Source organism: Pseudoalteromonas porphyrae (assembly GCF_001298125.1).
GTDB lineage: Bacteria > Pseudomonadota > Gammaproteobacteria > Enterobacterales > Alteromonadaceae > Pseudoalteromonas > Pseudoalteromonas neustonica.
On sequence record NZ_LHPH01000075.1, the window covers coordinates 1 to 724 of the forward strand.

Below are 724 nucleotides of genomic sequence, written 5' to 3' on the forward strand. Positions count from 1 at the left end.
CCGGCTTGCCGCGCCCCTTGTGGTTATGGCGCTCGTTCTGGCGCCCCGGGTGCTTGCGGCCCTGACTGTTCCGCTTCTCGCCCTGCAGGCGGTCGAGCTTGCGGTGGGCGTGATCGGCCGACTGGGCATCCACCTTGCCGGCAGGCTGGCCGTCGAGATCGATGCGCTCGGCGTCCTCGCGCACCGCCTTGAGGTAGCGCGGCAGGTTGACGTAGCAAGCCAGCGCCCTTCGCACCAGCTTCTCGGGCCAGGGCTCGCGGCTGGCCAGCACCTCGTGGATGCCGACCATCAGCGGGCGGGTATGACCCTTGAAGAAGGCGGAGGGATAGCGCGTATACCATTCGTCGAGCAGCGCCTGGGGCGAGGGAGCCTCGCTTTGGGTGGCGCCTGAGTTGGCTGATCGCTCGATAAATCGAGCTCCTACATCGGAGCCGGATTTATCCGGCGATGCGGTCGCGATAGATCGCGCCCCATCATCAGCAGCCGAGGCAGCCACCTGACTGTCGTAGGAGCCGGATTTATCCGGCGATATCTGCGATGCGCCACCGTCTTCCTGGCGTGCCGCGGGCCGCCGACCAATCAGCGCCGAGAGCCCCTGGGAGCGACGCCCGGGGCGGAAGCCGCCCTCGGCGGGCTCGCCGCCGGCCAGGCGTTCGTGGAGATGGCGGTTGTGGGCCTCCAGCTCACTGTTCTGCTCGTCGAGCTCGCGATTCTCCTCCATGAG

At 67.8% G+C, this 724-nt stretch carries 1 protein-coding gene; it reads right to left on the reverse strand.

Annotated features, from left to right (window positions below):
* A partial coding sequence (locus tag ADS77_RS21955; protein WP_235575844.1) for a ProQ/FINO family protein occupies positions 1-724 on the reverse strand: 724 nt, incomplete at both ends.